General features: G+C 73.9%; 21 protein-coding genes and 1 riboswitch. Of the genes, 9 read left to right on the forward strand and 12 right to left on the reverse strand.

What is annotated here, in order from left to right; all coding sequences use genetic code 11:
• Positions 1–152: 152 nt before the first annotated feature.
• Positions 153–1,202 carry a glycosyltransferase family 2 protein gene (locus tag ACIRVF_RS14475; protein WP_402816635.1) on the forward strand — a complete coding sequence of 350 codons (1,050 nt, stop codon included), beginning with the start codon at positions 153–155 and terminating at the stop codon, positions 1,200–1,202.
• A 76-nt stretch (positions 1,203–1,278) separates the two neighbouring features.
• Here ACIRVF_RS14475 and ACIRVF_RS14480 read toward each other — a convergent pair whose 3' ends face one another.
• From ACIRVF_RS14480 to ACIRVF_RS14495, 4 genes are read right to left on the reverse strand one after another with little or no spacing between them, the layout of a single operon-like run.
• Positions 1,279–2,139: a biotin-dependent carboxyltransferase family protein gene (locus ACIRVF_RS14480; RefSeq protein ID WP_402816637.1), complete on the reverse strand. Its 861-nt coding sequence runs from the start codon at positions 2,137–2,139 to the stop codon at positions 1,279–1,281.
• A 10-nt stretch (positions 2,140–2,149) separates the two neighbouring features.
• Entirely contained in the window at positions 2,150–2,773 is a 624-nt protein-coding gene (locus tag ACIRVF_RS14485; protein WP_402816639.1) for an allophanate hydrolase subunit 1, read from the reverse strand.
• Positions 2,774–2,813: 40 nt separating this feature from the next.
• The gene (locus tag ACIRVF_RS14490) at positions 2,814–3,596 is read right to left on the reverse strand and encodes a LamB/YcsF family protein (RefSeq protein ID WP_402816641.1); all 783 of its coding nucleotides are present in this window, start codon (positions 3,594–3,596) and stop codon (positions 2,814–2,816) included.
• Entirely contained in the window at positions 3,593–4,396 is an 804-nt protein-coding gene (locus ACIRVF_RS14495) for a GntR family transcriptional regulator (RefSeq protein WP_402816643.1), read from the reverse strand. The genes ACIRVF_RS14490 and ACIRVF_RS14495 overlap by 4 nt, the downstream gene beginning before the upstream one ends.
• 159 nt (positions 4,397–4,555) lie before the next feature.
• On the opposite strand from ACIRVF_RS14495, the gene ACIRVF_RS14500 reads away from it, so the two are divergent.
• From ACIRVF_RS14500 to ACIRVF_RS14525, 6 genes are all read left to right on the forward strand, one after another.
• Entirely contained in the window at positions 4,556–5,275 is a 720-nt protein-coding gene (locus ACIRVF_RS14500) for a DUF969 domain-containing protein (protein WP_402816645.1), read from the forward strand.
• Positions 5,272–6,246, forward strand: a complete 975-nt coding sequence (locus ACIRVF_RS14505; protein WP_402816648.1) for a DUF979 domain-containing protein — start codon at positions 5,272–5,274, stop codon at positions 6,244–6,246. Before ACIRVF_RS14500 ends, ACIRVF_RS14505 begins: the two co-directional genes overlap by 4 nt.
• 22 nt (positions 6,247–6,268) lie before the next feature.
• A complete protein-coding gene (gene pcp / locus ACIRVF_RS14510; protein WP_402816650.1) occupies positions 6,269–6,913 on the forward strand; it encodes a pyroglutamyl-peptidase I in 645 nt (214 codons plus the stop codon).
• Between the two features lie 484 nt (positions 6,914–7,397).
• Positions 7,398–8,249 carry a hypothetical protein gene (locus tag ACIRVF_RS14515; RefSeq protein ID WP_402816652.1) on the forward strand — a complete coding sequence of 284 codons (852 nt, stop codon included), beginning with the start codon at positions 7,398–7,400 and terminating at the stop codon, positions 8,247–8,249.
• Complete coding sequence (locus ACIRVF_RS14520) at positions 8,246–9,733, forward strand: NADH-ubiquinone oxidoreductase-F iron-sulfur binding region domain-containing protein (RefSeq protein ID WP_402816654.1); 1,488 nt, start codon at positions 8,246–8,248, stop codon at positions 9,731–9,733. The genes ACIRVF_RS14515 and ACIRVF_RS14520 overlap by 4 nt, the downstream gene beginning before the upstream one ends.
• 180 nt (positions 9,734–9,913) lie before the next feature.
• Positions 9,914–10,102 carry a hypothetical protein gene (locus tag ACIRVF_RS14525; protein ID WP_402816656.1) on the forward strand — a complete coding sequence of 63 codons (189 nt, stop codon included), beginning with the start codon at positions 9,914–9,916 and terminating at the stop codon, positions 10,100–10,102.
• 3 nt (positions 10,103–10,105) lie between these two features.
• On the opposite strand, the gene ACIRVF_RS14530 is transcribed toward ACIRVF_RS14525, so the two are convergent.
• The 4 genes from ACIRVF_RS14530 to ACIRVF_RS14545 are packed head-to-tail and all read right to left on the reverse strand — an operon-like array spanning position 10,106 to position 15,608.
• Positions 10,106–10,519, reverse strand: a complete 414-nt coding sequence (locus ACIRVF_RS14530) for an SRPBCC family protein (RefSeq protein WP_402816658.1) — start codon at positions 10,517–10,519, stop codon at positions 10,106–10,108.
• Positions 10,520–10,524: 5 nt separating this feature from the next.
• On the reverse strand, positions 10,525–11,517 hold the full coding sequence (gene meaB / locus ACIRVF_RS14535) for a methylmalonyl Co-A mutase-associated GTPase MeaB (protein WP_402816660.1): 993 nt from the start codon (positions 11,515–11,517) through the stop codon (positions 10,525–10,527).
• Positions 11,518–11,529: 12 nt separating this feature from the next.
• Positions 11,530–13,743, reverse strand: coding sequence for a methylmalonyl-CoA mutase (gene scpA / locus ACIRVF_RS14540; RefSeq protein WP_402816662.1), 2,214 nt, complete (start codon positions 13,741–13,743; stop codon positions 11,530–11,532).
• Positions 13,740–15,608, reverse strand: a complete 1,869-nt coding sequence (locus ACIRVF_RS14545; protein ID WP_402816664.1) for a methylmalonyl-CoA mutase subunit beta — start codon at positions 15,606–15,608, stop codon at positions 13,740–13,742. Before ACIRVF_RS14545 ends, scpA begins: the two co-directional genes overlap by 4 nt.
• Before the next feature lie 358 nt (positions 15,609–15,966).
• On the opposite strand from ACIRVF_RS14545, the gene ACIRVF_RS14550 reads away from it, so the two are divergent.
• Positions 15,967–17,037: an NlpC/P60 family protein gene (locus ACIRVF_RS14550; protein ID WP_402816666.1), complete on the forward strand. Its 1,071-nt coding sequence runs from the start codon at positions 15,967–15,969 to the stop codon at positions 17,035–17,037.
• Between the two features lie 105 nt (positions 17,038–17,142).
• Here ACIRVF_RS14550 and ACIRVF_RS14555 read toward each other — a convergent pair whose 3' ends face one another.
• The 4 genes from ACIRVF_RS14555 to ACIRVF_RS14570 form a co-directional block, all read right to left on the reverse strand.
• Positions 17,143–18,027: a M56 family metallopeptidase gene (locus ACIRVF_RS14555; protein WP_402816668.1), complete on the reverse strand. Its 885-nt coding sequence runs from the start codon at positions 18,025–18,027 to the stop codon at positions 17,143–17,145.
• A complete protein-coding gene (locus ACIRVF_RS14560; RefSeq protein ID WP_402816849.1) occupies positions 18,024–18,359 on the reverse strand; it encodes a BlaI/MecI/CopY family transcriptional regulator in 336 nt (111 codons plus the stop codon). The genes ACIRVF_RS14555 and ACIRVF_RS14560 overlap by 4 nt, the downstream gene beginning before the upstream one ends.
• Positions 18,360–18,583: 224 nt before the next feature.
• Positions 18,584–21,325: an FtsX-like permease family protein gene (locus ACIRVF_RS14565; RefSeq protein WP_402816670.1), complete on the reverse strand. Its 2,742-nt coding sequence runs from the start codon at positions 21,323–21,325 to the stop codon at positions 18,584–18,586.
• Complete coding sequence (locus ACIRVF_RS14570; protein WP_402816851.1) at positions 21,322–22,083, reverse strand: ABC transporter ATP-binding protein; 762 nt, start codon at positions 22,081–22,083, stop codon at positions 21,322–21,324. Before ACIRVF_RS14570 ends, ACIRVF_RS14565 begins: the two co-directional genes overlap by 4 nt.
• Positions 22,084–22,259: 176 nt before the next feature.
• Positions 22,260–22,436, forward strand: a riboswitch (M-box (ykoK) riboswitch).
• 358 nt (positions 22,437–22,794) lie between these two features.
• Here ACIRVF_RS14570 and ACIRVF_RS14575 point away from each other — a divergent pair.
• A complete protein-coding gene (locus ACIRVF_RS14575) occupies positions 22,795–24,459 on the forward strand; it encodes an NRAMP family divalent metal transporter (RefSeq protein ID WP_402816672.1) in 1,665 nt (554 codons plus the stop codon).
• Positions 24,460–24,526 lie beyond the last annotated feature (67 nt).

The raw sequence follows: 24,526 nt of genomic DNA on the forward strand, positions 1-24,526 counted from the left end.
CACCGAACCGAAGACTCGCCGCCACCCGTTGTTCGCCCGGGACCGCCGCGCGGTCGCTACGCTCGGACCACCGCCGGTCACCGACGGTCGGTGGCCGACCGGCCGCCAGGCCCACCGACCGGACCGCCCGCTCCCGAGCGAAAGGTCGTTCGATGGCTCCGCGCCTGTCCGTCGTGGTCCCGATCTACAACGTCGAGCGCTACCTCGGAGAGTGCCTGGACTCGATCGCGGCACAGACCTTCGAGGACTTCGAGTGCGTCATGGTCGACGACGGCTCGACCGACGACGGCCCCGTCATCGCCAAGGCGTACGCCGCCCGGGACGGTCGCTTCCGGCTCGTCCAGCAGGAGAACAAGGGCCTCGGCGCCGCCCGGAACACCGGATGGCGCCACCTAGCCCCCGGCACCGAGTACCTGGCCTTCGTCGACAGCGACGACACCCTGCCGCCGCACGCCTACCAACTGATGATCAGCACGCTCGACGAGACCGGCTCCGACTTCGTCACCGGCAACGCGATGCGCCTGCGCACCACCGGCCTCAGCCCCTCGCACGCCCACCGCCGCCCGTTCCGCGAGACCCGGCTGCGCACCCACGTCAGCGAGCTGCCCGCGCTGGTCACCGACCGCACCGCCTGGAACAAGGTCTACCGGCGCTCCTTCTTCGACGCCGCGGGCATCCGGTACCCCGAGGGCATCCTGTACGAGGACGCCCCGGTCAGCGTCCCCCACCACTTCCTCGCCGAGCGGGTCGACGTCCTCGCCGACCCGATCTACCACTGGCGGGTCCGGGAGGACGGCGCCCTCTCCATCACCCAGAAGAAGACCGACCCGCGTGGCCTGATCGACCGGGTCCGCTCGATGGAACTCGTCCGGGAGTGGCTCCTCGCCCGCCCGGAGCCGCAGTTCGCCTCGTACCTGGGCGCCTACGACCGCAACTGCCTGGTCGAGGAGATCCCGATGTTCTTCTGGTCGATCCCGGACGGTGACCGCAATTACTGGGAGGTCTACCAGCGGCACGTCAGCCGGCTCCTGAACGCCATCGGGCCCGAGCGGATCGCCGACCTCAACGCCCAGCTCCGGCTCAAGTACCGCCTCACCCTGACCGACGCGATGAACCGCTTCATCGCCGTCCAGCGCCTCCACCGCGCCGTCCGCCGCACCCGCCAGGCCGCCGCCCGCCGCGCCGCCGCCGTGCGCCGCTGAGCACCTGAGCCGCTGAGCCACCTGAGCCCGCTTGAGCCGCTGAGCCACCTGAGCCGAGGGGTCCACCGCCGAGGCGTCACCGCCGTCCCACCGGGGTGAAGCGGACCGGCGTGCCGGGCGCCGCCTGGGCGACGGCCGGGAGGGCGGTGGCGGGGATGACGCCGATGACGGGGTAGCCGCCCGTGGTGGGGTGGTCGGCGAGGAACACCACCGGACGGCCGTCGGGCGGGACCTGCACCGCGCCCAGGACCATGCCCTCGCTGGGGAGTTCGCCCTCGCGGGCGCGTTCCAGCGGCGGGCCGTCCAGGCGCAGGCCGATCCGGTTGCTGGTGGGGGAGACCCGGTAGCCGGAGCCGGTCAGGACGGCGAGCGAACGGGCGGTGAACCAGTCGTCCCGCGGCCCGAACAGCACGGGCAGGAACAGCGGGTCGGGCGGCGCGGGGGCCGGCACCACGTCCGCCCCGGCCGCCGGGCCGACCGGCTCGCCGAGCGGCAACGCGTCCCCCGGGGTCAGGGGCGCCGGGCCCAGACCCGAGAGCAGGTCCGTCGAGCGGCTGCCGAGGACGGGAGCGGCGGCGATCCCGCCCGCGAAGGCGACGTAGCTGCGCACTCCCCGGGTCGCCGGCCCCACCTCCAGCAGCGCCCCGGCGGGCAGCCGCACCGGGGCGGCCCAGGCGGCGGGCCGCCCGTCGACCCGCACGGCGCACGGCGCGCCGGCCACGGCGACGGTCACCGCGTGGTCCACCCGCACCGCGCAGCCGAGCACGGTGGTCTCCAGGGTGGCCGCCGTCGCGGGGTTGCCGACCAGGCGGTTGGCGAGCCGGTGGGCGGGCTGGTCGAGAGCCCCGGAGCGCGGCACGCCCAGGTGCGCGTGGCCGGGCCGGCCGAGGTCCTGGACGGTCGTCAGCAGGCCTGCGTTCGTCACGGTGACGGTCATGCGCTCTCGATCACGCTTCCTCGTTCACGAACCGGACCCGGGTCCCCGGGCTGAACAGGGCCGCCGGTTCCCGGGACGGGTCCCACAGCACGGCGTCGGTGTGCCCGATGAGCTGCCAGCCGCCCGGGGAGGAGCGAGGGTAGGCGCCGGTGTACGGGCCGGCGAGGGCGATCGACCCGGCCGGGACGGCGGGGCGCGGAACGGCCCGCCGGGGCACCCGGTAGCGCTCGGGCAGACCGGTCAGGTAGCCGAAGCCGGGGGCGAAGCCGCTGAAGGCGACCCGGAACTCGGTCGCCGAGTGGATGCGCGCGACCTCCTCCTCGGTGACGCCCCACAGCGCGGCGACCTCCGCGACATCGGCGCCGTCGTAGCGCACCGGGACGGTCACGGTCTCCTCGCTGGTCGCCCGCAGCGGCGGCACGCGCCACCCCGCCAGTTCGGCGGCCAGGGCCTCGGGGTCGGCCACGCCGTCGAGCAGCACGGTCCGCTCGGCGGGCACGACCTCGGTGACGGGCGGGAGTTCGGCGGCCGCGCGGCGGCGCACGAGTTCGGCGTGGAAGGCGATCGTCTCGTCGGCGCCGTCGAGTTCGACCAGCAGCGCGTCCAGGCCGACCCGCAGGACCCGGATGTTCATCCCGTCCACCTCGTCCGTCTCCTGCCGTGTTCGGTGCCGCTCACGCGAACGCCTCGACCCGAACACCGGCCGCCAGCAGAGCGGTTCGGACCCGGCGGGCGAGGTCCGCAGCGCCCGGGGTGTCGCCGTGCACGCACAGCGAGCGGGCCCGCAGCCGGATCCGGTCGCCGGTGCGCGCGCTGACCTCGCCGTCCCGGGCGATGGCGACCGAGCGGTGGACGACGGCCTCGGGGTCGTGGACGACGGCGTCGGGCTCGCGGCGGGGGACGAGCGTGCCCTGCGGGGTGTAGGTGCGGTCGGCGAACGCCTCGGCAACCACCGGCAGTTCGGCCCGTCCGGCGGCCTCGTGCAGCCGCGAGCCGGGCAGCCCGAGGACGGGGAGGCCCGGTGCGGCCAGTCCGACGCCGCGCACCACCGCCTCCGCCTGCTCCTCGTCGTGCACCGTCCGGTTGTACAGCGCGCCGTGCGGCTTGACGTACGCCACCCGCGCCCCCGCCGCGCGCGCGAACGTCTGCAACGCGCCGATCTGGTAGGCGACTTCGTTCGCGAGCTCGTCCGGCGGGACGTCCATGGCCCTCCTCCCGAACCCGGCGAGGTCCCGGTAGGAGACCTGGGCGCCGATCCGTACGCCCCGCGCTGCGGCCAGTTCGCAGACCCGCCGCATGGTGCTCGGGTCCCCGGCGTGGAAGCCGCAAGCGACGTTGGCGCTGGTGACCACGGACAGCAGGGCGTCGTCGTCGGTGAGCGTCCAGCGGCCGAAGCCCTCGCCGAGGTCGGCGTTGAGGTCGACGACCGTCGCGGGAGACGGCTCGACGGGTCTCATCTCGCGCCGTCCGTCATCGAGCCGTCGACCGTCATCGAGCCGTCGACCGTCATCGAGCCGTCGACCGTCGCGCCGTGCACCCCCGTGCCGCCGTTCACGGCCGCGCCGTTCGCCGGCGCCGTGTCCGTCATCGCGCGGACGATCACCGCGCGCGCATCGTTCAGATAGCTGGTCAGCTCGACCTCCGCGTCGTCGATCTCGCCCGACTCCAGCAGCCCGGTGAGCGTCTGGTTGCGGCGCAGGAACGGCGCGTGGAGCCCCCGGGCGGAGGGTACGGCCGCAAAGGCCAGGCGCAGTTCGGCCATCAGCCGGGCCATGCACTCGTCGATCCGGCGGCTTCCCGCGATCCCCGCGACGGCCTGGTGGAAGTGCAGGTCGGCGGTACCGACGGTGACCCAGTCGTCGACCGCCTCGGCGGCCTCCGCACGCTCCAGCGCTGCCCGCAGGGCGGCCAGGCGCTCGGGCGCCGCGCTGCGCAGGGCGCGCACCCCGGCCGTCTCCAGGGCGAGGCGCAGGGTGTAGATGTCGGCGACGTCGGCCGGTTCGAGGATCCGGACGAACACGCCGCGGTTCAGCTCGTGCACGACCAGCCGTTCGTCGGCCAGCAGCCGGAACGCCTCGCGGAGCGTGTTGCGCGAGACGGTGAGCGCCTCGCCGAGCGCCTCCTCCGACAGTCGGGTGCCGGGGGCGAGCCTGCCCTCGGTGATGTGGTCGCGCAGCACCTCGGCCACGCGTTGGGCGGCGCTGGCGCGTTCGAGCCGGCCACGGTCGGCCGCGAGCGCGTCGAAAACCCCGGTCACGTTCCACCTCCTGAACTCTTGTCGGATTGTTCCACAATCCCCTAGCCTCACGGCAACCCCCGCAGGGTCGCGGCCCACCCAGTCGCGACCTCCTCCGCCCAACGGTGCCCCGGACGGCCGTGCTCGGGGCGGAGGTCCCTTCGAAAGGCGGTCAGGAACATGATCGTTCTGCTCGGCATCCTCGTCGTGGTGGCCGGGTTCGCCACCCGGCGAAATCCGCTCCTCGTGGTCGGCGTGGCCGGCGTGCTCACCGGACTGCTCGGCGGGATGAGCCCGCTGAAGGTCCTGGAGGCCTTCGGGACCGGCTTCGCCTCCAGCCGCTCGGTGACCGTCTTCGCCGTCACCCTCCCCGTGATCGGCCTGCTGGAGCGCCACGGCCTGCAGGAACAGGCCCGCACCCTGATGAACAAGCTCGCCAGGGCCAGCGCCGGACGCGTGCTCGCCGTCTACCTGGTGCTCCGCCAGCTCACCGCCGCCTTCGGCCTCACCGGCCTCGGTGGCCCCGCCCCCGCCGTGCGGCCCATGGTCGTACCGATGGCCGAGGCCGCCGCCGAACGCCGTCACGGCACGCTGACCGACAAGGCCCGCGAACGCCTGCGCTCCTTCGCCGCGAGCGCCGACAACGTCGGCCTGTTCTTCGGCGAGGACTGCTTCCTCGCCGTCGGCTCGATCCTCCTGATCACCGGCTTCGTCAACGCGACCTACCACACCGACCTGGAGCCGGTGCAGCTCGCGCTGTGGGCCATCCCCACCGCGGTCTGCGCCACCCTCGTCCACGGCGCGCGCCTGCTGCGCCTGGACCACACCCTCGCCCGGGACCTCTCCGCCGCCGTCGGCCCGTCCACCACCGCCGTCCGCATCGAGGAGCCGAGCAAGTGATCAAGGTCGAGTGGCTGTACTGGCTGGTCGGAGCCGTCTTCATCGCGATGGCCGCCCAGATGGCGGTGGACCGCGGCAACCCCAGGCGCTACGGCAGCGCCGCCTTCTGGGGCCTGCTCGGCGCGAGCTTCGTCTACGGCAGCTGGGTCGCCGACAAGAGCGCCCCCGCCGCACCGTTGGGCGTCGCCGTCCTGGCCATGATCTGTCTGGCCGGCTTCGGCTTCACCGGCCGCGGGACCCCCACGGCCGCCGCCCCCGAACAACGGGCCGCCTCCGCGGCGCGCCTGGGCAACCGGTTGTTCATCCCCGCGCTGGCTCTCCCGCTCATCGCGCTGGCCTGCGGCACGCTGCTCAAGGGCGTGCACCTCGGCAGCGGCGGTCAGGTGCTGCTGCAGACCGGCAGCGAGACCCTGCTCGGACTGGGCATCGGCACGATCGTCGCCCTGGGCCTCGGACTGCTGCTCACCCGCGAGCGCAACCCGGCCGTCGCCCTGCGCTCCGGCCGCGGCCTGCTGGAGGCGATGGGCTGGGCGCTGCTGCTGCCCCAACTCCTCGCCGTCCTGGGCTCGATCTTCCAGAGCGCCGGCGTCGGCACCCAGGTCGGCAAGCTCACCACCCACTTCCTGCCGGACGGCAGCAAGTACGCGGCGGTGGCGGTCTACTGCCTGGGCATGGCCCTGTTCACGATCGTCATGGGCAACGCCTTCGCCGCCTTCCCGGTGATGACCGCCGCCATCGGCTGGCCGGTCCTGGTCACCCAGTTGCACGGCAGCCCGGCCGTGGTCCTGGCGGTGGGCATGCTGGCCGGCTTCTGCGGCACCCTGGTCACCCCGATGGCGGCCAACTTCAACCTCGTCCCGGCGGCCCTGCTCGAACTCAAGGACCAGTACGGCCCGATCAAGGCCCAACTGCCCACCGCAGGCGCACTGTTGGTCTGCAACATCGCCATCATGTCACTCTTCGCGTTCTGACTCCTCTCGGAAAGGCGGTCCTGTGACCAGGGTCCTGCTCACCGGCTTCGAACCCTTCGACGGCGCCGACGTCAACCCGTCCTGGGAGGTCGCCCGCCTCGTCGCCGCCACCCCGCCCGAGGGGCTCCTGATCACCGCCACCCGGCTGAGCTGCGTCTTCGGCCGGGCTGCCGATGAACTGCGCACGGCGGTAAGGGAGTTCGCCCCGGATGTGGTGGTCTCGCTCGGCCTGTGGTCCGGCCGGCCGGACGTCTGCGTCGAGCGCGTCGCCATCAACGTCGACGACGCCCGCACCTTCGACAACGCGGGCCGGCAGCCGGTCGACCAACCCATCGTGCCGGACGGCCCCGCGGCGTACTTCTCGACCTTGCCCGTCAAGGCGTGCGTGGCCGCCGTCCGGGAGGCGGGCGTCCCCGCCTCCGTGTCGAACAGCGCAGGGACCTTTGTCTGCAACCACGTCTTCTACGCCCTGATGCACCTGATCGCCACCGAACTCCCCACCGTCCGCGGCGGGTTCGTTCACATACCCGCCCTCCCCGAACAGGCCCTCGACGGCTCCAAGCCCTCCCTCCCGGCCTCCGTCGCCGCCCACGCCCTCCGCGCCCTCCTCACCGCCGCCGCCACCCACCCCACCGACCTCCGCATCCCCGAGGGGGCGACCCGCTGAAGCCGGAAGCACCTCGCCGCCGCTGAGCCGCGGCTCCGGCTGCGGCCAGCGCGATGGCCCGTCGGGTCGGGCGGAGTCCGGGCGCCCGGGCCGGAGTGGAGCAGGAGGCCCGCTCGTTCGGTCCCGCCCGGGCCTCGGCCGCCTCGTCCTGGTCCCGCTCCGCGGCGGCACGGTGTGCCGGGCCGACGCCTCCCACCGGGCCCGGGAGCGTGAGCCGGGTCACGGCGGTCCCCGTCTCCACTACGGCCGGTCGTGGAAGTGATCCCGCCCTCTCAGCCGCCCGAACGCCCTCCGGGTGGACCTGCCGGTACTACTCGGCGCCGTAGTTCGAGGCTTGTCACGGATTCGATCGCCCGCTAACAATACGGGCACCCGTATGACAACCAGCAGAACTCGGGGGGCCGACGTTCAGAGGTACCCCGTGACATCCCTTGGCCCGCGATTCAAGCACCGCCGCACACCGCTCCGCCGCACCCGGCGGTCCGTGCCCCCCACGGCGGTGACCGTGCTGATGTGCTGTGCGTCGGCCGGGATCGGCGCGGCCGTGCTCACGGTCGGCGGCCACCTTCCGGCCGTGGGAGCTCCGGCGGCCGCGGCGGTCGGCCGGGTGACGGGCTTCCTGGACTACTTCGCCGGCGTCTTCACCCTCCTCACGCTGACCGGCGCCGTCGTCGGCGGGCTCGTCGCCACCGACCGGCTGGTGCTGACTCCCCGGCTGCGCGTGGCCGTGCAGTCCGTGCACCGGGCGACCGCCGTCGCGGCGCTGGGCTTCCTGGCCACGCACATCGCCGTCAAGGTCATGGAGCGCCACGCCGCGCCACAGACCGCGGTGCTCCCGTTCAGCGGCGGCGCGACGTTCGCGGTCGGCCTGGGCACCATCGCCGCCGATCTGCTCGTGCTGGTCGCCGCGACCGGCGCGGTACGCGGGAGGTTCGCCGGCAGCCGCCGTCCGTGGCTGTGGCGCGTCCTGCACGCGACGGCGTACGCCTGCTGGCCGATCGCCCTGGCCCACGGGCTGGCCGCGGGCCGACCGGCACACGCCTGGGTGGTGTGGAGCTACGGGCTGTGCGCGGCCGTCGTGGCACTCGCCCTCCTGGTCCGCGCCCTGGCCTTCGCCGGCCGTCGCCGGACCGGCGCCCGACACCGACGCGCGGTGAAGGCGCACCGGCCCGCCACCCAGCCCTTCGCCGCTCTCGCCCACCTGTCCGTCCCGGCACCGCTCGGGAAGGCCCGGCACGCGGGGAAGGCGGCCCGCCGGCCCGGGCAGGCCGCCCGAACGGTGGGGCCGCCCGGGCCCCCGTTGTCCGGTTTCGCCCGGCCGGGGGGTGCCCAGTGAGCGCCGCCCTCGACCTGCCTCAGGTGCACCGGCTGGGTCCGGCCCTGCTGACCGCCGGTCTCGACCACCGACGGCGGCTCGATCTGGCTGCCCACACCGACGTCCACGGGCGGCTGCCCCACCTCGACCGGGACGCCCTGATGGCCGTGGCCGACCGCATCGAACTGCGCGGCCGCGGCGGCGCCGGCTTCCCGTTCGCCCGCAAGACACGGGCCACCCTGGCCGCCGCCGACCGCACCGGCACCCCGCCGGTCGTCGTGGTGAACGGCGCCGAGGGCGAACCGCCCAGCGCCAAGGACCGGATGCTGCTCTCCCGCGCGCCGCACCTCGTCATCGACGGCGCCCGCCTCGCCGCGGCCGCCCTCGGGGCCGAGGAACTGGTGATCGGCGTCGCCGCGGGCGGCCCCGGCGAGGTCTCGATCCCCGCCGCCCTCGCGGAGCGGACCGACCTCCCGTGCCCGGCCCGGACCGTGTGCCTGCCCGAACGCTTCGTCTCCGGAGAGTCCGGCGCCCTGATCCGGGGCATCAACGGCCAGCCCGTCCTGCCGCCGACCGTGAAGGCCCGCGCGGCCGACGGCGGAGACGGGGGAGTGCGCCGCCGTCCGACCCTGTTGGCCAACGCCGAGACCTGGGCGCAGCTCGCCGTCGCGGCCCGGATCGGACCGGACGCCTACGCCTCCGTCGGCATCCACGAGCCCGGGACCGTTCTGCTGACGGTCAACCGGACCGGCGCCGATCAGCTGGTGGTCGAGGTCCCGGCCGGGATCCGGCTCGGAACGGTGCTGGAGGCCTGCGGTGTCGCACCGGGTGCCGGCGTGCTGGTGGGCGGCTACCACGGTGCCTGGCTGGACCCGCGCAGGGCGGTGGAAGCGCCGCTGTCCAACGCCGGACTCGCAGCCGTCGGCGGCACGCTCGGCGCGGGCGCGATCGCGGTGCTCCCCGCCGAGGTCTGCCCGCTCGGCGAGATCGCCCGGATCGCCGCCTGGCTGGCGGCGGAGTCGGCCGGCCAGTGCGGCCCCTGCAAGCGCGGCCTGCCGGCCGCCGCCGACGCCCTCGCCGCGCTGGCGGCCGCCGGCGGCGGGTCCGCCGCCCTGGACGCCCTGGAAACCGCCCGCCGCGCCGTCACCACGACCCAGGGCGGTGGCGCCTGCTCACACCCGGACGGCACGGCCCGGTTCGTCCTGTCCGCGCTCGACGTGTTCGCCGAGGACGTCGCCCTGCACACCTCCGGAGCCGGCTGCGGCCGCCCGGTGAACGGGGCGCTGCCCCTCCCGCGCCGGAACGAGACCACGCTGGAAGTCGACTGGTCCCGCTGCGCGGGCCACGGCCTGTGCGCCGTGCTCGCCCCGGACCTGATCCGGCTCGGCCCGCACGGCTACCCGGTGTCCACCGTCATGGCGGTCGCCGCCTGGCAGGAACACGGCGCCCGCCGAGCAGTGAACCAGTGCCCGGCCCTCGCCCTGCGGATCCGCCGCCGCGGCTGATCGCCCCCGTCGGCCGGCTACCGCAAGGGCCAGGAGTTCGACGGATGGTCCAGCCAGGCAGTATGCCCCCCGGCCGCAACGGTGAGACCCAACCGCTCCGGCCCGGTCCGGTCGTTGTCCAGCCACCACCGGTGAGCGGCCTCGACCACGCTGGGCGCGTGGTCCGACGAAGGGAACGGAATGGCGATCGAGGCGGAACTCAAGGCGGTCGTGCGCGACCCGGAAGGCGTGCTCAAGCAGTTGGAGCAGCGGTTCGGCGCCGGTCGCGCCGAGGTCTATCGGGAGCGGCGTAGTGGCCACCACGGCGCGCCTCCTGTGGTGGGTACTGTTCTCGGCGGCGGTGGTGGCGGGGTTCGTCGCCGGGCGTGACCGTCAGGCCGGTTCCAGGGTCTGCTTCATGACCTGGGCACCCCGTACCACCCGCAGGCGGACCTGTTCGGCCATCTCGTGCGGGAGCACGTCGGTGGTCCACACCAGGCGGCAGCGACCAGGCCCCTCGGGGACGGCCTGGAACGAGGCGTGGTGGTGGGTCAACGGCAGCTCGAAGCCCTCGACCGCCGAGTACGCGAGCCGTCGCAGCCCGTCGTCGATGCTGACGATCAGCTCCCGGATCACCGCCCCACCGGGCATGGTCAGGTAGCGGACGTCGCCGTCAACCCTCGTGTCGAGGACGTACCCCGGGATGAGGCGCCGATGGACGGCGCCGACGTCCCTGACCGCGTCCCACACCGCATCCGCGTCGGCCGCAACGGCGATGTCCTCGACGATGGTGGCGATGGTCCCCAACTCCCTCAACCGGTACCGAAGAAGCCGTCCAGGATCCGCTGCGCGGCCAGCCCCGCCGGCAGCGTACCCGCGCGCACCTCGGTCTCCAGCGCCGGGGCGAGCCGCCGCACCTCCGGGTGTTCGTGCAGCCGCGCGTACAGCTGGTCGTGGACCATCGACCACGTCCACTCGACCTGCTGCTCCCGCCGCTTGGCCGCCAGCGCGCCCGTGGCGTCCAGCACCTTCCTGTGCTGCTGCAACCGTTCCCACAGCACGTCCAGCCCGGCCCCGTCGAGCCCGCTGCAGGTGAGCACCGGCGGCGTCCACGCCGCGTCCGGTGCCTGCAACAGCCGCAGGGCACCGGCCAGTTCGCGGGCAGCGGCGCGAGCGTCGCGCTCGTGCGGCCCGTCCGCCTTGTTGACGGCGATGACGTCCGCCAGCTCCAGCACGCCCTTCTTGATGCCCTGCAGCTGGTCCCCGGTCCGGGCCAGGCTGAGCAGCAGGAAGGTGTCCACCATGCCCGCCACCGCCGTCTCGGACTGCCCGACGCCCACCGTCTCGATGAGCACCACGTCGTACCCGGCCGCCTCCATGACCACCATCGACTCCCGGGTGGCCTTGGCGACCCCGCCGAGGGTCCCGGAGGTCGGCGACGGCCGGACGAAGGCGGCGGGATCCACCGCCAGCCGCTCCATCCGGGTCTTGTCGCCCAGGATGGACCCGCCCGTCCGGCTGGAGGTGGGGTCGACGGCGAGCACCGCGACCCGGTGGCCCAGCCCGGTCAGCATCGTCCCGAAGGAGTCGATGAAGGTCGACTTGCCGACCCCGGGCACCCCCGTGATGCCCACCCGGACAGCCCCGCCCGCGTGCGGCAGCAGCCGTTGCAGCAGCTGTTGCGCGAGCGCGCGGTGGTCGGGCCGGGTGGATTCGACGAGGGTGACGGCGCGCGCGATCCAGGCACGCGAGCCGTCGAGGACACCCGTCACGTAGCTGTCGAGGTCGATCGTCCGCGGAGGCATACGATCAGGCGATCACAGCTCGTGGCCGAGGTCGGCCGCCAGTGCCGTCAGCAGGTCGTACGCCGCGTCCGGGATCACCGTGCCCGGGCCGAACACGGCCGCCGCGCCCGCCTCGTACAGCGCGTCGAAGTCCTGCGGGGGGATGACCCCGCCGACCACGATGGTGATGTCCTCGCGCCCCGCCTCGGCGAGCTCGGCGCGCAGCGCGGGCACCAGCGTCAGGTGACCGGCGGCCAGCGACGAGACACCCACGATGTGCACGTCGGCCTCGACGGCCTGGCGGGCGACCTCGGCCGGGGTCTGGAACAGCGGGCCGACGTCGACCGTGAAGCCCAGGTCCGCGAACGCGGTGGCGATCACCTTCTGGCCGCGGTCGTGGCCGTCCTGGCCCATCTTGGCGACCAGGATGCGCGGACGGCGGCCCTCGGCCTGCTCGAACCGCTCGACCAGGTCACGGGTGCGCTGGAGGGGAGCCGACGGGCCCGCTTCGTCTCGGTACACACCGGAGATGGTACGGATCTGGCCGGAGTGGCGGCCGTACACCTTCTCCAGGGCGTCCGAGATCTCGCCGACGGTGGCCTTGGCCCGGGCCGCGTTGACGGCCAGGTGCAGCAGGTTGCCGTCCAGCGAGCCACCGCGCTGCGGGCCGGCCTCGGCGGCCGCCGTGAGCGCGCGCAGCGCGTCCTGGGTCACGGCCTCGTCGCGCTCCTCCCGGAGCCGCCGGAGCTTCTCGATCTGCCGGGCGCGCACCGCGGAGTTGTCGACCTTGAGGACGTCGATCTGCTCGTCGCTCTCGACCCGGTACTTGTTGACGCCGATCACCGGCTGGCGGCCGGAGTCGATCCGCGCCTGGGTGCGGGCGGCGGCCTCCTCGACGCGCATCTTCGGGATGCCCGCGTCGATGGCCTTGGCCATGCCGCCGGCCGCCTCGACCTCCTGGATGTGCTGCCAGGCCCTGGCGGCGAGGTCGTGGGTCAGCTTCTCGACGTACGCCGAGCCGCCCCACGGGTCGATCACCCGGCAGGTGCCGGACTCCTGCTGCAGCAGCAGCTGGGTGTTGCGGGCGATGCGGGCGGAGAAGTCGGTGGGCAGCGCCAGCGCCTCGTCGAGGGCGTTGGTGTGCAGCGACTGGGTGTGGCCCTGGGTGGCGGCCATCGCCTCGACGCAGGTCCGCGTGACGTTGTTGAAGACGTCCTGGGCGGTCAGCGACCAGCCCGAGGTCTGCGAATGGGTGCGCAGCGAAAGGGACTTGGCGTTCTTCGGGTCGAACTGCCTGACCAGCTTGGCCCACAGCAGCCGGGCCGCGCGCAGCTTGGCGACCTCCATGAAGAAGTTCATGCCGATCGCCCAGAAGAACGACAGCCGCGGCGCGAAGGCGTCCACGTCCAGCCCCACGTCCAGGCCCGCGCGCAGGTACTCCACCCCGTCGGCCAGGGTGTAGGCCAGCTCCAGGTCGGCCGTGGCCCCGGCCTCCTGGATGTGGTAGCCGGAGATGGAGATCGAGTTGTACCGCGGCATCTTCTGCGAGGTGTACGCGAAGATGTCCGAGATGATCCGCATCGACGGCTGCGGCGGGTAGATGTACGTGTTGCGGACCATGAACTCCTTGAGGATGTCGTTCTGGATGGTCCCCGCGAGCTTCTCCGGCGGTACGCCCTGCTCCTCGGCCGCGACGATGTACAGCGCCAGGACGGGCAGCACCGCGCCGTTCATGGTCATCGACACCGACATCCTGTCGAGCGGGATGCCGTCGAACAGCTGGCGCATGTCGTAGATCGAGTCGATGGCGACGCCCGCCATGCCGACGTCGCCGGTGACGCGCGGGTGGTCGCTGTCGTAGCCGCGGTGGGTCGGCAGGTCGAAGGCGACCGAGAGGCCCTTCTGACCGGCGGCCAGGTTGCGGCGGTAGAAGGCGTTGGACTCCTCGGCGGTGGAGAAGCCCGCGTACTGGCGGACGGTCCACGGCTGGTTGACGTACATGGTCGGGTACGGCCCGCGCAGGTACGGGGCGATGCCGGGGTAGGTCTCCAGGAAGTCCAGTCCGGCCAGGTCGGCGGCGGTGTACAGCGGCTTGACGCCGATGCCCTCGGGGGTTTCCCAGACCAGCTCGTCGACGTCCTTGCCGGTGGCCCGGCGCCAGGCGGCCTGCCACTGGGCATCGGAGACCGCGGTGTCGCCTGCGGCGGTGCCGCCGTCCAGCTCGATTCCGGTGAAGTCGGGGATCATCGAGCAACTCCGATCTGGTCCAGCAGGGAGGTCAGGACGGCGATCGCGTCCCCGCCCGCGTAGATGAACTCGTCCACTCCGGCGGGCAGTTCGCCGAGCCGCCCGGCCAGCAGCACCCGCTGGGCGCCGGCCGCCTTCAGGGCGCCGGCGACCGCCGCGGCGTGCTCGCCGTACAGGGCGTCGCTGGAGCAGAGGCAGGCGACGGTGGCGCCGGACTCGGCGAAGGCCGACGCGAACGCGGCCGGGTCGACGCCCTCGGCGGCGACGGTGGCGATGCCGCCGGCCTGGAAGAGGTTGGCCGCGAAGGTGGTGCGCGCGGTGTGCGCGGCGGCGGTGCCGACCGAGGCCAGGAACAGCTTCGGGCGATGGCCGTGCTCCGCCAGGAAGGCGTCCGAGCGGTCCCGCAGCGCCTCGTAGGCCTCGGCGCGGCGCACCCGCGGCAGACCGCCGCCCGGCGCCGCCGGTGCCGGTTCGCGGACCAGCGGCTGCTCGTCCAGGTGGGGGAACTCGCTGACGCCGGTGACCGGTTCGCGCCGCTCGGCGAGCTTCGTGGAGCGCTCCGCCCAGGTCGCGGCGATCCGCTCGCCGACCAGGCCGGAGCCGAGGGCGGCCTGCTGGCCGCCGGCCCGCTCGATCTCCTGGAACCAGGCCCAGGCGGCCCGCGCCAGCTCCTCGCCCAGCTGCTCGACGTACCAGGAGCCGCCCGCCGGGTCGATCACCCGGGCCAGGTGGGACTCCTCCAGCAGGATCGACTGGGTGTTGCGGGCGATCCGGCGGGCGAAGGCGTCGGGCAGGCCGAGCGCGCTGTCGAAGGGCAGCACGGTGACGGCGTCGGCGCCGCCGACCCCGGCGGCGAGGCAGGCCACGGTGGTGCGCAGCATGTTCACCCACGGGTCGCGGGCGGTCATCATCACCGTGGAGGTGACGGCGTGCTGACGCTGCGCCGAGGCCTCGGCGCAGGCGCCGGACACCTCGGCGACCCGGGCCCACAGGCGGCGGGCGGCGCGGAACTTGGCGATGGTCAGGAACTGGTCGGCGTCCGCCGCGAAGCGGAACTCCAGCTGGCCGAGCGCGGCGTCCACGGACAGTCCGGCGGCGGTCAGCGCGCGCAGGTAGGCGACGCCGGTGGCGAGCGCACAGCCCAGCTCCTGGGCGGGGGAGGCGCCGGCCTCGTGGTACGGCAGGGCGTCGACGGTGAGTGCCCGGACGTTCGGGTAGCCCTCGGCGCAGCGGGCGGCGAGCGCAGTGGCCTCGGCGAGCAGCGCCCCAGTGCGGTCCGCCTCGCCGGTGCGGGCCTGGAGACCGAGCGGGTCGGCGCCGAGGTTGCCGGCGGCGGAGCCGGGGGAGACCTCGCGCTCCTCGTACAGCTTGAACAACTGCTCGGCGGCGTCGGTGAATTCGGCGCCGGCGTCGAGCGCGACGGCGGCCAGGTCCAGGTACACCCCGGTGAGCGCCTCGGGCAGGGCGTCGACCGGCAGGCCGGTGCCGCCCAGCTCCAGCCAGAGCGAGCCGACTCCGTGCTCCAGGTCGGCCAGCACGGCCTCGTTGGTGCGCCGGCGGTCCGGGTCGGCGTGCCGCTGGCGTACGTCCCACCCGGAGGCCGCGGAGCCCTGCGGGCGGCCGGCGCGGACGAACGGCGGGAAGCCGGGGAATCCGGGCTCGGCCGAGGTGTCCTCGGCGGTGTACAGCGGACGGGCGCGCAGCCCGTCCGGGAGCGCGGTGGTGAGCGCCTGCTCGGCGGCGGCGCCGTCCTCGGGCCGGGCACCGGACTTGCGCAGCACACCCTCGACGAGCTGCTGCCACTGCTCACGGTGCGCGGCCGGGAACTCGGCGGCGAGGGGGAGCCTTTCGGGCGGGACCTTCATGTGCGCAGGTTAGCGCCCGTTCGCATGCCCGCAGGAGGGGCGGCGCGTGTGAGCTTGTTCTCGCTTTGGCGAACCTTTTGCACTCCTTCCGCCGTGGAGTGTCAAGAGGGGTGTCGCGCCGACTGCCCACCGACTGTCCATCGCGGGGTCAAGGGGGTTGCGGACAGGGGATTGCGGAACCCGGCCACTCATCTATTAAGTTACTTCGAAGAAGGCGGGCGGGGTCGGCATCCCCCGTACGGCTCCGCCCGTCCTTCGCCGTCCCCCGACGCCGTCCGACGCCGTCCGAAGACGTCCCCCCGAGCTGCCCCAGGACGTCCCCGACGCAGTCCGAAGCCCCTCGAAGGAGCCCATCGCGATGGGAAAGCGCCGCAAGCCCAGCCCCCCGAGCCGGGCCCGCATGGCGGTCCTCACCACGGCGATGGCCGGCGGCGCGGTGCTCGCCGCGGGCACCGCCCACGCCGAGCCGACCCCGACCCTCGCCTCCGTCAAGGAGCAGGTGGACAAGCTCAACGAGGAGGCCGAGCAGGCCATCGAGCAGTACAACGGCTTCCAGGACAGGCAGCAGAAGCTGCAGGGCGAGGCCAACACGATCCAGGAGAAGGTCGCCCGCGGCCAGGAGGCGATGAACGAGCTGCGGACCCGGCTCGGCGCGGTCGCGGCGGACCAGTACCGCAACAACGGCATCGACCCGTCCGTCCAGCTGATGCTCGACTCCGACCCGGCGGCCTACCTGGAGCGCGCCGCGGTGCAGAACCAGGTCACCGACGGCCAGGCGTCCCTGCTCAAGCAGGCCCAGGACGAGCAGCGCAAGCTCGACCAGGACCGCGCCGAGGCCACCGCCACGCTCGCCCGGCTCGACTCGGTCGGCACCGAACTGGCGGCGAAGAAGCAGCAGATCCAGACCAAGCTGTCCGAGGCGCAGGCCATGCTCAACAAGCTGGGCGCCGAGGACCGCGCCAAGGTCAACGCCCAGCAGGCCGCCGACAAGGCCAAGGCCGAGGCCCAGCAGGCGGCCGCCACCGACCGCGCCTCCCGCTCCTCGGCCCGCCAGGACCTGAGCACCCCGGCCCCGCCCGTCGGCGGCCGCGCCGCCGCCATCATCGCGTTCGCCCAGGCCCAGCTGGGCAAGCCGTACGGCTGGAGCAAGAGCGGCCCGGACAGCTTCGACTGCTCCGGCCTCACCAGCCAGGCGTACAAGGCGGCCGGTGTGAAGATCTCCCGGATGTCGCAGGACCAGTGGAACGACGGCCCGCGCATCTCCCGCGACGCCCTCCAGCCCGGCGACCTGGTGTTCTTCTACAGCGACATCCACCACGTCGGCATCTACATCGGCGACGGCAAGATGATCCACGCTCCGCGCACCGGCAAGAACGTCGAGGTCCTGCCGATCTCCGCGATGCCCTACATGGGCGCCGTCCGGCCGTAATCGGCGGGTCGGATCCCCTACGGCGGCCGGAGGCCGGTCAGGAGGAGCCCGCCACCGGCCGGGCGTCGGCCGGCCGCCCGCCGGCTCGCCGGTACCGGGCGCGGTTCACGGGTGCGGCGCGCAGGCCAGCAGGTACGGCAGGGCGGGCAGCACCGGCAGCCCGACCCACCACGCCGGTCGGCGCCGCCGGCCGCTGCCCGGCCGGGCCAGCCGGCGGACCCTGGCGAGTGCCCCGGTGGAGGCGACCGCGAGCGTCCCGCCCGGAGTCGCCCCCGAGGTGGCCAACGCGCAGAGCGCCGAGGCCAGTTCGCCACGGGACACCTTCGCCAGCGCCGCGTCGTCCGCCGCCATCTCCAGCAGCAGCGCGACCTCCGAGCGCCCCAGCCGGGCCAGCGGCAGCGGCCCGAACAGCAGGGCGAAGGCGTCGGCGGGCAGCCGGAAGAGGTGGTGGCGGCCGCGGATGTGCCCGTGCTCGTGGGCGATGGCCGCGGCCAGCTGCCGCTCGTCCAGCAGCCGCAGCGCGCCGCGCGACAGCACGACCCGGGAGCGGCGCCCCGGCAGGCAGTAGACGGTCGGGTGGGCGTGCTCCAGCACCAGCGCACCCCAGCGGCGGTCCGGTACGGCGACCACGTCCAGCACCGCCCGGTGCCGCCGCCGGGCCCGCCCGGTCCGCACGCCGACGGCGGCCACCGGTGCGGTGAGCGCCGCCCCGGCCGTGGCCGGCAGCCACCAGTCGTGGGTGTGCGGCAGCACCGGCCCGGTCGGTTCGAGGTGGGGGAGCAGCCCGATCAGCCCGGCCGGCTCGTGCGCGGCGGGCTCGACGGCGTGGTGTCCGGCCAGGACCAGGGCGACGGTGAAGGAGGCCATCAGCGCCAGCCACAGGGCCGCGGCGAGCGTGGGGCGGGCCTGGAGCCGGGCGGAGCCGGCCAGTCGGCGGGGCAGCAGCACGCCGGTCACGGCCAGGTGGAGGCCGAGCAGGGCGAGCGTCACCCGGCGTCCCGGGCCTTCACCTGTTCGAGGGCGGCGAGCAGGGCGGACGCCTCGTCCCCGCTCATCCGGTCGACGAAGTGCAGCAGCGCGCCGGCCCGGTCCGGGCTGGTCTCCAGCGCCTGGTGCATCAGCTGGGCGGTGTACGCCTCCCGGCTGCAGGTCGGCTCGTACACCCAGGCGCGGCCGACCTTGTCCCGGCGCAGCCAGCCCTTGGTGTGCAGGATGTCGGCGACGGTGGTGACGGTGGTGTACGCGACCGCCCGCTGCTGCTGGAGGTCGTCGACCACCTCGCGCACCGTGGCCGGACGGCCCCAGGACCAGAGCCGGTCCATGATCTCGGCTTCGAGATCGCCGAAACCCCGTAGCACCGCCCTCGTCTCCCTCGCCGAACCGTTCGCCGGCGCCCTTCGCCCGCCGGAACGCGGCCCATGCTACGGCGCGCGCCGGGCGCCCGCCCCCGGGTGACGGGAACGGGCGCCCACGGAGTCCGGGCGGTGGTGATCACCCGGTGTCCAAGGAGTGCCTGACGTGCTCGAACGGTGATCAGGACAGGTGATCAGGACAGCCGCCGCCCGAGCGCCACCCGCGAGCGGGTGAACAGCGCCGCGAGCAGCCCCGCCACCACCGGCAGCACCAGCACGACCAGCAGCAGTTCCCCCCAGGGTGCGGTGATCAGCGCCGGCTGCGAACCGGCGCCGGTGGCCCGGGACTTCAGCAGCCCCACCGCCGGGACGAACCCGTTCGCCGCCCCGAGCACCGCGCCGAGCAGGGCGATCAGCGCGCACTGCAGGCCCGCCATGGTCCGGCGGGTCCGCGGCGGTGCGCCGACGGCCGCCAGGGTGGCCTGGTCCTGCCGGGAGTCGGCGGCCGCCAGCCCGGTGGCGATCCCGGCCGCGCCGAGCACGACCAGTCCGGCGAAGCCGGTGAGGGCGAGGGTGATCGCGTCGCTCCTGGGCTGGTAGCCGCGTTCGACGGTCAGGTCGGCGTAGTGGTCCAGCCGGACGGCGGCGGCCGCGGCCCGCTGCTGCGCCTTGCGGTCGGGCGGGGTGGCCGGCCGCCACACCGAGCCCTGGGGCGTCGAGCCGAGGCCCAGCCCGGCCAGTGCGCCGGTCGGCATCAGCCCCTGGGCGAAGCGGGCCGCGTTCGGGTCGTCGACCAGCACCGCGTCCACCGGGACTTCCCGGAGGTCGGGCCCGGGGATCTGCCCGGGCTGCAGCGGCGCACCGCCGCCCCCGCGCAGCAGCATCACGGCCTTGCCGTCAGCACCGATCAGCGAGCGGTCGAAGACCAGCAACTTCCCGGCCGCCAGGGCACGTTCGGCCGCCGGGTCACGGACGTCGAACAGGTTGTGCAGCACGGAGGCGTCCCCGGTGGCGACGTGCGGCACGTCGGCGAGCCGGCGCGGCTCGGCCGGTCCCTTGAGCACGACGGTGCTGGAGCAGTTGTCGCAGAACCGGTAGACCAGCTGGCCGACGTCGGCCCGCCCGCCGAGCCCGGTCAGCTGCTTCTCCACCTCGGCCGGCAGCTGGGCGGCCTTCGGTCCGGCGTCGTGGCTGATCAGCTGGACGGCGCCGGACGGGGCCTGCGGCCGGTAGTCGCGCCGGTTCTCGGCGTCCGTACTGGTGCTGTACACCCCGATGGCGACGGCTCCGGCCACCGCGGCCATCACCGCGGCGACGGCCGGTGCGGTGCGCGAGCGGTTGCGGGCGGAGTCCCGCAGTGCCAGCCGGGGGCCGAGCGGCAGCCGTCCGGCGAACCGGCCGAACAGGGCGACCAGCACCGGGGTGCAGGCGAGCAGGCCGAGTTCGGCGGTGATCGAGCCGCCGAGCACGGTGAGCGTACGGGCGTCGTAGGTGCTCACCACGGGCAGGCCGTGCTGCACCGCGCCGGCGCCGTACACCGCGATCGCGCCGCCGCCGAGGACCAGCGCCGCGCCGAGCACGGTGACCGGGCGGTTGGGCGTCCGGACGGTGTCCCGCCCGGTGAGCCCGGCGGTGACGCTGCGCCGCGCGGCCTGCCAGGCGGGCAGCGCGGCCGCGAGCAGCGCGGTGAGCAGGCCGATCCCGGCGATCGCCAGCAGGTCGGCGACCGGCAGCGCGAAGTGTCCGAAGCGCGCGCCGCCGACCTCCTCGATGACCGGCCGCAGCGCCGCGACCAGGCCGGTGCCGACGGCCACGCCGAGTGCCGCGCCGGCCAGGCCGAGCACCAGTCCGCCGCCGAGCACCACCGCGCCGATGTGCGAGCGCCGGCCACCGGACGCCCCCAGCAGGGCGAGCTGGCGGCGGGAGCGCCGGGCACCGACCGCGAAGGCCGGCCCGGCGAGCAGGGCGACCTCCAGCAGCGCCATCCCGGTGACGGTGGCGACCACGACCCTGGTGCTGTTGCCGACGGCCGGGTCGCGGTAGGTGGTGGAGTCCCGGAAGTAGGGGACGGCCCCGTACGGCGGCGGGTCGAGCGCGACCGAGCGCGCGGTGAGGGTGTAGCCGTGGGCGTTGAACCGCTGGACCGTGGCCCAGTCGAGGGCGGCCCCGCCGGGCAGGCCCACCAGCCAGGACGGGTGCTCGCCCCGCGCCCGCTCGGCGGCCGGGCGGCCGGGCTCCGCGGCGGCGGCCAGTTGATCGAGCAACGCGCCGGGCCTGGCGACGAGTTCGACCCGGCCGAGCTCGCCGGGGTGCTCCACCACACCGGTGACGGTGAAGGTGGTCCCTTCCAGCCCCTGGACGGTGGTGGTGCCGCCCAGCGAGAGCCCGGCGTGGTCCAGGAAGGCCTGGGTGGCGGCCAGTTCGTGCGGCGCGCCCGGGGCTCGGCCCTTGACCAGGTCCAGCCGGCCGCGCCAGACCGGGTCGCCGAGGTCGGCCTCGGCGGTCAGGGTGCGGACCAGGCCCTCGGGCGAACCCGCGCCGGTCTCCGGACCGGTCCGGGCGGGGGTGAGGGTGCTGCCGGGCGGCAGCAGCGAGGTGACCAGGGCGGCCGGGTCGGCGCCCGCGGCCTTCAGCTGCTCGGGCGTCGGCTGCTGCCCCGGGCGGGGCTGGACGGCGAAGGCGCCGTCCTCGGCGACCGGGGCCTGTTCGACGCCCTGGCCCGGGCTGAGCGCGGTGACCAGCGCGTCCGCGCCGCCCACCACCCGCTCGACCCGTTCGGCCGGGGTCAGTTGACCGCTGCGGTGGACCACGTCGGCGCCGGTGACTCCGAGGACGGGCAGTGCCACCATGGCCAGGATCAGGGCGCTGCGCCCCTTGGCCCGCAGTGCGTCGCGCCGGGCGAGCCGCAGCGCGACCTTCCACGCTCCGAACTTCACCGGACCACCTGGCCCAGGTGGTTGGGCCGGTGGACGGCGGCCTGGCAGCCGCCGGAGCGGCGCCCGGTGCTCTCCGAGGCGATCGCGCCGTCCCGCAGGTGGACCACCCGGTCCGCCCAACCGGCGTGCGAGGCCTCGTGGGTGACCATCACGGCGGCCGCCCCGGCGTCGCAGCGGGCGCGCAGCACGGCGAGCACGGCGTCGCCGGTGGCCGAGTCCAGCGCGCCGGTCGGCTCGTCGGCGAGGACGAGCCGGCGCTCGCCGATCAGGGCGCGGGCGATGGCGACGCGCTGCTGCTGGCCGCCGGACATGTCGTCGGGGAAGCGGTCGGCGAGCTCGCCGATGCCCAGTTCCTCCAGGGCGGCCAGCGCCTCCCGGCGGGCGGTGCGGCCGGAGACGCCGTCGAGTTCGCGCGGCAGGGCGATGTTCTCGGCGGCGGTGAGCGCCGGGATCAGGTTGTAGTCCTGGAAGACGTACCCGACGGACCGCCGCCGCAGGTCGGCGAGCCGGCCCCGGCCGAGCCCGCCGAGGGCCACGCCCTCGACCAGCACCTGGCCGTCGCTGGGCAGGTCCAGCCCGCCGGCCAGGGTCAGCAGGGTCGACTTCCCGGAGCCGGACGGCCCCATCACGGCGACGAACTCGCCCGCGTGGACGGTCAGGTCGACCCCGCGCAGGGCGTGGACCTCGGCGGCACCGCGCCCGTGCACCCGGGAGACCCCGGACAGCTGCAGGACGGGTGCGGGCCGGCTCGGATCGATGTGGGACACAGTTCCCCCTCGTGAGCTGTTCAGCTGTATATGTCGGTGAACTATATATGCCGCCAGTGAATGCACAAGCCGGGCCGGTTCGGTCAAGGTTCTACAAAGCTGTCGAAGATCAGCCGAAAAGGTGACGTGCGGTGGCCGTGGCGGGGCTATGCTTTTCGAGGTTTGAAAAGGCACCTCGTTCGGTGAGGCGTCTTCACGGACACAGGCCACTGACCCGACGACGTCGAGAGACGCCCAGGTTCAGGACAGGTCTTCCCGAGTTAAGGGTTGACCCCAAGTGGCTTCCGGCCGATCCGGCTGGACACGCCGTGGAGTGCCAAAGCTCTGACGAGTTGGGGTGTACCGGTCCATCGTCGGCCGGTGTGCTCCTTGCCGTGTCGCGACGCGGCGCACAGTCGGTGCGCCCCCGACCGGGAGGAGGCGAGAGAAATGGACTGCAATAGTCCGGGCCACAGTAGCCCCTACCCCCGCATGCTCTCGAACACCTCCGGCACGCGGTAACAACCTTCCCTGCGCGTTCACCCGGCGCTTCGTCCCGAGCTCTGCCATGCCCGGACACAAGCCGCCTGACGCTTCGTCATGCCCGCACGGCCGCCGCCGCTCAGCGTCGCCGTACGGAGCGGACGGCGTGCGCCCGCAGGGAGGATCGCTGCTGCGTGCCCCCTGTCGCCCTCTCAAGGCAGAGGGCAGGGAGGCTCCGCCATGACCAACGTGATGCTGGACCCGAAGGTCCCCACGGTCCCCACCGCTCCCGCCGCCCCGTCCGCCGTGCTCGACGACGCCCACGTCGGCGACATCAAGGGCGCCCTCGGCACCATCCGGCTCGACGACACCACCCCCCGCAGCGGACTCTCCGCCCGGCTCAAGACCCTGCTGGCGATCGTCGGCCCCGGCCTGATCGTGATGGTCGGCGACAACGACGCCGGCGCCTTCTCCACCTACGGCCAGGCCGGCCAGAACTACGGCACCCAGCTGCTGTGGACCCTGCTGATGCTCGTCCCGGTGCTGTACGTCAACCAGGAGATGGTGCTGCGCCTCGGTGCGGTCACCGGCGTCGGCCACGCCCGGCTCATCCTGGAGCGCTTCGGCAGGTTCTGGGGCGCGTTCAGCGTCATCGACCTCTTCCTGCTCAACGCCCTCACCCTGGTCACCGAGTTCATCGGCGTCACCATGGCGGCCGGGTACCTCGGACTGCCGAAGGTCGTCTCGGTGGTGCTGGCGGCGGCCATCATCATCGCCTCTGCCTTCACCGGCTCCTTCCAGCGCTTCGAGCGGGTCGCCATCACGCTGTGCGTCGGCTCGCTGCTGCTGGTCCCGATCTACTTCCTGGTCCACCCCCGGACCTCGCAGATGGCCCACGACCTCGTCACGCCGACCATGCCCGGCGGCGCCGGCCAGCTGGCCGCCGTGATGCTGGTCATCATCTCGATCGTCGGCACCACCGTCGCCCCGTGGCAGCTGTTCTTCCAGCAGTCGTACGTGATCGACAAGCGGATCACCCCGCGTTTCATGAAGTACGAGAAGGTCGACCTGTGGATCGGGATCGTCGTGGTCATCGTCGGCGCGGCCGCGCTGATCGGCCTCACGGCGGCGGCCTTCGCGGGCACCGACGGCTTCGGCCAGTTCTCCGACACCGCCGCCGTGGCCAAGGGCATCGAGGACAAGGCCGGACACCTGGCGGGCGTGCTGTTCGCCATCGCCCTGCTGGACGCCTCGATCATCGGCGCCTTCGCGGTCTCGCTGTCCACCGCCTACGCCATCGGAGACGTCTTCGGCATCAGGCACTCACTGCACCGCGGGGTCAAGGGCGCCAAGGGCTTCTACGCGGTGTACGCGGGCCTGGTGGTGGTCGCCGCGGCGATCACCCTGCTCTCCAACGGCTACACCCAGGGCCTGATCACCCAGTTCGTCCAGGTGCTCGCCGGGGTGCTGCTGCCCTCCGCGACCGTCTTCCTGCTGCTGCTCTGCAACGACAGGGCCGTGCTCGGCCCGTGGGTCAACGGGCCGAGGACCAACGCCTTCACCTCGACGGTGGTCGGCGTGCTGGTGATGCTCTCGCTGATCCTCACCGCCTCGGTGGTCTGGCCGGACATCAGCTCCGGCGCGATCCTGTGGATCATGGCCGGCTGCGGGGTCGCGGGCGCGCTGGTCGCCGGGTACTTCTTCACCTTCGGCCGCCGGGGCACCAAGGAGGACCCGATCGACCGCACCGGCCGCGAGGACTGGCGGATGCCCCCGCTGGAAACGCTGAGCCGTCCGGTGATGTCCACCGCCCGCAAGGTCGGCATGGGGGCCCTGCGCGCCTACCTGCTGATCGCGATGGTCATGGTCATCATCAAGATCGTGCAGACCGCTCTGAACCACTGAGCCACCGGTCGCAACCCGTACGGACGGGCGGTGGGCAGCGGCTCGCCGCCCGTCCGTTCCCTTTGCC

The organism is Kitasatospora sp. NPDC101157 (genome assembly GCF_044768255.1).
In the GTDB taxonomy this organism is placed as follows: domain Bacteria; phylum Actinomycetota; class Actinomycetes; order Streptomycetales; family Streptomycetaceae; genus Kitasatospora.

What these genes read in the sequence shown, in the direction of transcription:
- ACIRVF_RS14560 (WP_402816849.1), bottom strand. Translation starts at nt 18,359, where the DNA reads ATGGACCGGCTCTGGTCCTGGGGCCGTCCGGCCACGGTGCGCGAGGTG.
- ACIRVF_RS14525 (WP_402816656.1), top strand. Translation starts at nt 9,914, where the DNA reads ATGGCGATCGAGGCGGAACTCAAGGCGGTCGTGCGCGACCCGGAAGGC.
- ACIRVF_RS14475 (WP_402816635.1), top strand. Translation starts at nt 153, where the DNA reads ATGGCTCCGCGCCTGTCCGTCGTGGTCCCGATCTACAACGTCGAGCGC.
- ACIRVF_RS14545 (WP_402816664.1), bottom strand. Translation starts at nt 15,608, where the DNA reads ATGAAGGTCCCGCCCGAAAGGCTCCCCCTCGCCGCCGAGTTCCCGGCC.
- ACIRVF_RS14575 (WP_402816672.1), top strand. Translation starts at nt 22,795, where the DNA reads ATGACCAACGTGATGCTGGACCCGAAGGTCCCCACGGTCCCCACCGCT.
- scpA (WP_402816662.1), bottom strand. Translation starts at nt 13,743, where the DNA reads ATGATCCCCGACTTCACCGGAATCGAGCTGGACGGCGGCACCGCCGCA.
- ACIRVF_RS14490 (WP_402816641.1), bottom strand. Translation starts at nt 3,596, where the DNA reads ATGAGACCCGTCGAGCCGTCTCCCGCGACGGTCGTCGACCTCAACGCC.
- ACIRVF_RS14485 (WP_402816639.1), bottom strand. Translation starts at nt 2,773, where the DNA reads ATGAACATCCGGGTCCTGCGGGTCGGCCTGGACGCGCTGCTGGTCGAA.
- ACIRVF_RS14550 (WP_402816666.1), top strand. Translation starts at nt 15,967, where the DNA reads ATGGGAAAGCGCCGCAAGCCCAGCCCCCCGAGCCGGGCCCGCATGGCG.
- meaB (WP_402816660.1), bottom strand. Translation starts at nt 11,517, where the DNA reads ATGCCTCCGCGGACGATCGACCTCGACAGCTACGTGACGGGTGTCCTC.
- ACIRVF_RS14480 (WP_402816637.1), bottom strand. Translation starts at nt 2,139, where the DNA reads ATGACCGTCACCGTGACGAACGCAGGCCTGCTGACGACCGTCCAGGAC.
- ACIRVF_RS14500 (WP_402816645.1), top strand. Translation starts at nt 4,556, where the DNA reads ATGATCGTTCTGCTCGGCATCCTCGTCGTGGTGGCCGGGTTCGCCACC.